Source organism: Mycobacterium sp. (assembly GCF_044342925.1).
Classification (GTDB): domain Bacteria; phylum Actinomycetota; class Actinomycetes; order Mycobacteriales; family Mycobacteriaceae; genus Mycobacterium.
The window spans coordinates 1-5,663 of sequence record NZ_JBIIOV010000196.1; the positions used below are offsets into that span (position 1 = coordinate 1).

General features: G+C 67.0%; 7 protein-coding genes. 5 read left to right on the forward strand and 2 right to left on the reverse strand.

From position 1 onward, the window contains the following. The coding region (locus tag ADBZ6I_RS15620; protein WP_526385424.1) for an intersectin-EH binding protein Ibp1 at positions 1 to 341 on the reverse strand (341 nt) is incomplete at its 3' end. Between the two features lie 166 nt (positions 342 to 507). On the opposite strand from ADBZ6I_RS15620, the gene ADBZ6I_RS15625 reads away from it, so the two are divergent. From ADBZ6I_RS15625 to ADBZ6I_RS15640, 4 genes are all read left to right on the forward strand, one after another. Further along, positions 508 to 1,335 (forward strand): SDR family oxidoreductase, encoded by an 828-nt coding sequence (locus ADBZ6I_RS15625; protein WP_526385426.1) that lies wholly within the window; start codon positions 508 to 510, stop codon positions 1,333 to 1,335. 2 nt (positions 1,336 to 1,337) lie between these two features. Continuing rightward, on the forward strand, positions 1,338 to 1,832 hold the full coding sequence (locus tag ADBZ6I_RS15630; protein ID WP_526385428.1) for a DUF427 domain-containing protein: 495 nt from the start codon (positions 1,338 to 1,340) through the stop codon (positions 1,830 to 1,832). A gap of 213 nt (positions 1,833 to 2,045) precedes the next feature. After that, on the forward strand, positions 2,046 to 3,155 hold the full coding sequence (locus ADBZ6I_RS15635) for an ammonium transporter (RefSeq protein ID WP_526385430.1): 1,110 nt from the start codon (positions 2,046 to 2,048) through the stop codon (positions 3,153 to 3,155). A gap of 33 nt (positions 3,156 to 3,188) precedes the next feature. Further along, the gene (locus ADBZ6I_RS15640) at positions 3,189 to 4,682 is read left to right on the forward strand and encodes a serine/threonine-protein kinase (protein WP_526385432.1); all 1,494 of its coding nucleotides are present in this window, start codon (positions 3,189 to 3,191) and stop codon (positions 4,680 to 4,682) included. Between the two features lie 24 nt (positions 4,683 to 4,706). Here ADBZ6I_RS15640 and ADBZ6I_RS15645 read toward each other — a convergent pair whose 3' ends face one another. Continuing rightward, a complete protein-coding gene (locus ADBZ6I_RS15645) occupies positions 4,707 to 5,120 on the reverse strand; it encodes a hypothetical protein (RefSeq protein WP_526385434.1) in 414 nt (137 codons plus the stop codon). Between the two features lie 282 nt (positions 5,121 to 5,402). On the opposite strand from ADBZ6I_RS15645, the gene ADBZ6I_RS15650 reads away from it, so the two are divergent. Continuing rightward, the coding region (locus tag ADBZ6I_RS15650) for a TetR/AcrR family transcriptional regulator (RefSeq protein WP_526385436.1) at positions 5,403 to 5,663 on the forward strand (261 nt) is incomplete at its 3' end.

The following is a 5,663-nucleotide window of genomic DNA, read 5'->3' on the forward strand; positions in this document are numbered from 1 at the left end:
TGCAGGCCGATGCACTTACCGGTGTTGGCGCCGGTGCAGGGGATGCCGTTGATCTCGGGCAGCTGACCGACCCTGCCGGGGTTGGTTTCGGTAAGCGCGCCCGGGGCGAGGTCGGTGACCCCTGGGGAGATCGGGTTGAGCGTCTGTGGCGCCTGCGGGACGATCGGGCTGCAGGCGCCTGTCACGGCGTCGAGCACCTGGCCCGGGGGGCACTCGGCCAACACCGGGGCGGCCGGGCCGGCAGGGGCGGCCAGAGCGGCCACCAGGGGAGCCGCCGACACGGCGACGGCGAAGCCGCCGGCAAGCAGCAGACGGTGCGCAAAGGTGGTGAAAGTGGCCATGGTGGTGCTTTCTGATCGGTGGGCTGTCCCCGGCAGGCGGGTGCAGTAGCAGTCAACCTGTTCTGTCGTCGGCACTGACGAAGGCGTTACAACGGATACTAGTGTGAAAACGGGTGCACTCACAGCGCCCGTCAATCCGGCCTCACGCCTACACCAGGACCACCGTATGGAACTTTCCTTCACCGACCGGACCTATCTGATCACCGGCGGTGGCAGCGGAATCGGCGTGGGCGTAGCCGCGGGTCTGGCCCGAGCCGGGGCACACGTTCTCATCGTCGGCCGCAACGCCGACCGGCTGTCGGCGGCGGCCGAGCAGATCAACAGCGACGCCGCGGGCCGGGTTCGCGCCCACCCCGCCGACGTCACCGACGAGGAGCAGGTGGCTGCCGCCGTCGAAGCGGCCACCACGTGGAACGGTCGTCTGCACGGCGTCGTGCACTGCGCCGGCGGATCGGAGACCATCGGCCCGGTCACCCAGATCGATTCGGCGGCTTGGCGGCGCACCGTCGACCTCAACGTCAACGGCACCATGTACGTCCTCAAACACAGCGCACGCCAGATGGTTCGGGCCGGTGGCGGGTCGTTCGTCGGCATCTCGTCGATCGCCGCCAGTAATGTCCACCGCTGGTTCGGCGCCTACGGGGTGACGAAGTCCGCGCTGGATCACCTGATCATGCTGGCCGCCGACGAGCTGGGACCGTCATGGGTGCGGGTCAACGGCATCCGGCCGGGCCTGATCCGCACCGACCTGGTGCAGGTGATCCTGGACTCGCCGGAAGTCAGCGAGGATTACCGGCAGTGCACGCCGCTGCCGAGGGTCGGTGAGGTCACCGATGTCGCGAACATGGCGATGTTCCTGCTGTCCGACGCGGCCGGGTGGGTCACCGGCCAAGTGATCAACGTCGACGGCGGGCACGGGCTGCGGCGCGGCCCGGACATGTCGGCGATGCTTGAACCGGTGTTCGGCCCGGACGGTCTGCGGGGCGTGGTCTGAGTATGCGACCGCAACCGCAGACACCCGGTCCGGGCCAGGAGTCGGTCTGGGACTACCCACGCCCGCCGCGCCTGGAACGTTGTGACGGCCCGATCACCGTCGAACTCGGTGGCGAGGTGATCGCCAGCACCGACACCGCGTGGCGGGTGCTGGAAACCAGCCATCCGCCCACCTACTACCTTCCCCGATCCGCGTTCCGCGACGGCGCTCTGCGGAACGCCACGGGCGCCTCGTGGTGTGAGTGGAAGGGCCAGGCCCGCTACTTCGATCTGGTCGCGGGGGAGGTGGTCGCCCCTCAGGCGGCCTGGAACTATCCCCGGCCGACACCCGGATTCGAGCCGATCGCCGACTGTGTCGCGGTGATGGCCGGGAAGGTGGATCGCTGCACCGTCAACGGCGAGACGGTGGTGCCGCAACCCGGCGGGTTCTACGGCGGCTGGATCACCAGCGGGGTGGTGGGCCCGTTCAAGGGCGGCCCCGGCTCGATGGGTTGGTAGACGGCTTCTGTTTTTGGTTTCGGCGAAACATCGCCGGCTTCTGTTTTTGGTTTCGGCGAAACATCGCCGGCTTGTGTTTTTGGTTTCGGCGAAACATCGCCGAAACATGGCCGCCCCGGTTCTGAAACACCGCGCCGACATCCTCACTAATCGATATCGAAGTGGCCGTTCCATCGACGGCTTTTCGGGCAACCAGCCGAAGGAGTTGAACCGGTGGAACTCGATCCCGCCGCCACCGCGTGGCTATTGACCTGTACCGCGCTGGTGCTGCTGATGACGCCCGGACTGGCCATTTTCTACGGCGGCATGGTGCGCACCACCGGGGTGCTCAACATGATCATGATGAGCTTCATCTCGATCCCGCTCGTGACGGTGGCGTGGTTGTTGGTGGGCTACAGTCTGGCGTTCTCGGAGGGTTCCACCGGTGGCCTGGTGGGGGGTCTTAGCCACGTCGGCATGCGCGGAATCGGGCCGGAGACGCTGCACGGTTCGGTTCCCGAATTGCTCTATGCCACATTCCAACTCAGCTTTGCGATCATCACCGCGGCGCTGGTCAGCGGCGCCATTGCCGACCGCGCCAAGTTCGCGGCCTGGATGCGGCCGCACAATCTGCCGTTCGTTCTGCTCGGTGTCGGCCTGCTGTGGTTCGGGTGGTTCGGCTTCAACGCCGGTTCGGCATTGGCTGCCAATGGAATTGCGTCGGCGGTGTTCCTCAACACCCTGGTTGCCGGCTGCCTCGGGATGCTGGGCTGGCTGTCTGTGGAACAGATTCGCGACGGTAAGCCCACCACCTTCGGCGCGGCGTCCGGTGTGGTCGCCGGGTTGGTGGCGATCACCCCGTCCTGCGGCACCGTCACGACGTTCGGAGCGGCGGTGGTCGGACTGACCGCTGGAATCGTCTGCGCCTTCGCGATTGGGCTGAAGTTCAAGCTCAACTACGACGACTCCCTCGACGTCGTCGGCGTGCACTTCGTCGGCGGCGTGGTGGGTGTGCTGCTGATCGGCCTGCTCGCCACGTCGGTGATGACCGGCGGCGCGCAGGGGTTGTTCTTTGGCGGCGGGTTCGGCCAGTTGAGCAAGCAGGTACTTGCCGCGGTGGTCGTCGCCGCCTACGCCTTCGGCGTGACGTTCGTATTGGCGAAGCTCATCGACCGGGTGATGGGTTTCCGGCTCAGCGAGGAGGACGAGGCCAGCGGGGTCGACTTCGCCCAGCATGCGGAGACGGCATACGCAGAAGGCGTGCACGGGCATCAGCAGGTGCGCCGGCCCTTGTTCGGCGACCGCGACGCACTCCGCAGGCCAGGCAACGACGAAGACGCCTGAGCCGCCCGCGACGGCATCGGTACCATTCGCCACATGCCGCTGGCTAATGGAGAAGTCTTCGCGGGCTACCGGATCCTGCGTCCCCTCGGCTTCGGTGGCATGGGCGAGGTCTATCTGGTCGCGCACCCGCGCCTGCCCAGGCAGGATGCGCTCAAGATCCTGCCCGCCCAGATGTCAGCGGATTCCGACTTCCGCGCCCGGTTCAACCGGGAGGCCGAACTGGCCGCCTCGCTGTACAACCCGCACATCGTCGGCATCCACGACCGCGGCGAATTCCAGGGGCAGCTGTGGATTTCGATGGATTACATCGACGGTCCCGACGCCGGGCGGCTGTTGCACGACCAGTTCCCGAACGGCATGCCGCCGCGGGAGGTCGCCGAGATCGTCGCCGCCGTCGCCGATGCCCTGGACTACGCCCACGCCCGGGGGCTGTTGCACCGCGACGTCAAGCCGCCCAACATTCTGCTGACCAATCCCGAACGGGGGCGCCGCCGGATCGTCCTGGCAGACTTCGGGATTGCCCGCAATGCCGCCGAAACGCACGGGCTCACCGAGACCAACATGACTGTCGGTACGGTGAATTACGCCTCACCCGAGCAGCTCATGGGCGGGGCCATCGACGGCCGTGCCGACCAGTACGGGCTCGCGGCGACCGCCTACCACCTGCTGACCGGCTCCCCGGTCTTCGGCACCTCAAACCCCGCCGTGGTGATCAGCCACCACCTCAACTCCCCGCCGCCTCGACTCGCCGACTTCCGGCTGGCGCTGGCCGCTGTCGATCCGGTGTTGGCCCGGGCGCTGGCGAAGAACCCGAATGACCGCTTCCCCACCTGCACCGACTTCGCCAATGCCTTGCGTTTCGCCGTCGACGGGCCGCCTCTGCCACCCCCGCCGCGGGCGGTGCCGCCGCCGCGGGCCACGATGCCCGCACCGCCGCCGCCGATGGAGCACCACACCGCGATCCTGTCCTCGGATTACCAGGCTGCACCTGTCGACGAGCCGCCCACGCCTGCGCCGTCGCGGCTGCCGTGGGCTCTCTCCGGCCTGGCGCTGGTGCTGATCCTCGGCGCGCTGGTGTACGCGATCTGGCCCAAACAGGAGCAATCGGCGTCGTCGCCGCCGCTAACCTCGACATCCCGGCCCGCGACGACGTCGCCCATCACCACCACCCGCACGTCGCCGTCGACCTCGACCTCCGCTACACCGGTGCCGGCGACCTTTGACGCGATGCGCGACGTAGTCACCGGCTTCTACGCCGAACTGCCCGGGAACGCCCGGGGCGCCTGGAGCAAACTCGACACCCACTACCAGCAGCGCAACGGGATCGACGACTATCTAGGCTTCTGGTCGACCGTCCGGTCCGTGTCGGTGCTGTCCGTCGTTCCTCGCGATGCGACGAGCGTGACCGCGACCCTTCGCTATGTCCTCAACGACGGCAGAGTCGATACCGAGAACCGGTGGCTCAGCGTCGTCCCTGGCAACGGTTCGCTACTTATCTACGACTCCGAACGCATCGGCCCGGCGTAGACATCCAAGCGACCTCAATCCGGGTCAGCGCGCCAGTTGCGGGCGGCAGAATGCGCACAGCCCCGAGCCCAGGCTCGGGTAACCGCAGTAGGGGCACGTCCCGACGCGGGCGGTGGCCGCTAGATCGTGGCAGTCGGTGTCGGACAGCTGACTGTCGAGCGCGTTGAGTTGTTTGGCCAGAACCTCCAGCCGCTCTGTAAGGCGCGCCCGCTCAGCTTCCAAAGCTGTTCTTTCGCAGAGTAATTCACCGAGCGTGACACCGCTGTGCTGACGGTGCCGACGCCATCCCAGATCGGTCAGCCGCCGGTCCAGTTCGTCGAGTCGTGCCGCCAGCGTCCGCAACAGCTGGGTCAGCTGCTCACGGTGGTCCCGCATCAGCGCCGTGGGTGCCGCGGCCGCGGATTCCATCCCGATGAGGCGAGTCATGGCGACGGTCACTACGGCTCCTCTCTCGGTGCTGGGGCAAGGCCTGCTTTGCGCGTCGGTGGGTAAGCTAGCAGTCGTGCTGGCAATCTGTGAAATAACTGTCGGTGCTGCCAGCGGGGTGCTTTAGAATACGAGCTGGGTTTAACTGACATCCGGATCAGCGGTGTTTCCATCGGACCGTGTGAGCGCTTCTCGCCGCGGTACTCCGGGAGCCGCCCAGTCGACAGGCGCAACCACTAAGGAAGTCATGACCGGCCGAGTGCACGCGACCCCGTCACGCTGGGGGTCCGCCAGTTGACGCATGTCAGCGGTGTCCCCATCACGATCGAGGGCGAGCGGATTCTGGACGCTGCACTGGCCGAGCTCGCGGTGAAGCGGATCGGTGCGTTCACACTCGACGGAGTTGCGGCTCGGATGGGGGTCAAGCCAAAGGTCATCCAGGAGATATGGCCCAACTCTCCGGAACTGCTTTCGGCGACCATTCGGGCGTTCGCCGAGCGCAACGTCCCGATTCCCGATACCGGATCGCTACGGGAAGATCTGCTGGGTTTCGCG

Coding starts and splice junctions, on each gene's coding strand:
- ADBZ6I_RS15625 (WP_526385426.1), top strand. CDS start 508: ATGGAACTTTCCTTCACCGACCGGACCTATCTGATCACCGGCGGTGGC.
- ADBZ6I_RS15630 (WP_526385428.1), top strand. CDS start 1,338: ATGCGACCGCAACCGCAGACACCCGGTCCGGGCCAGGAGTCGGTCTGG.
- ADBZ6I_RS15640 (WP_526385432.1), top strand. CDS start 3,189: ATGCCGCTGGCTAATGGAGAAGTCTTCGCGGGCTACCGGATCCTGCGT.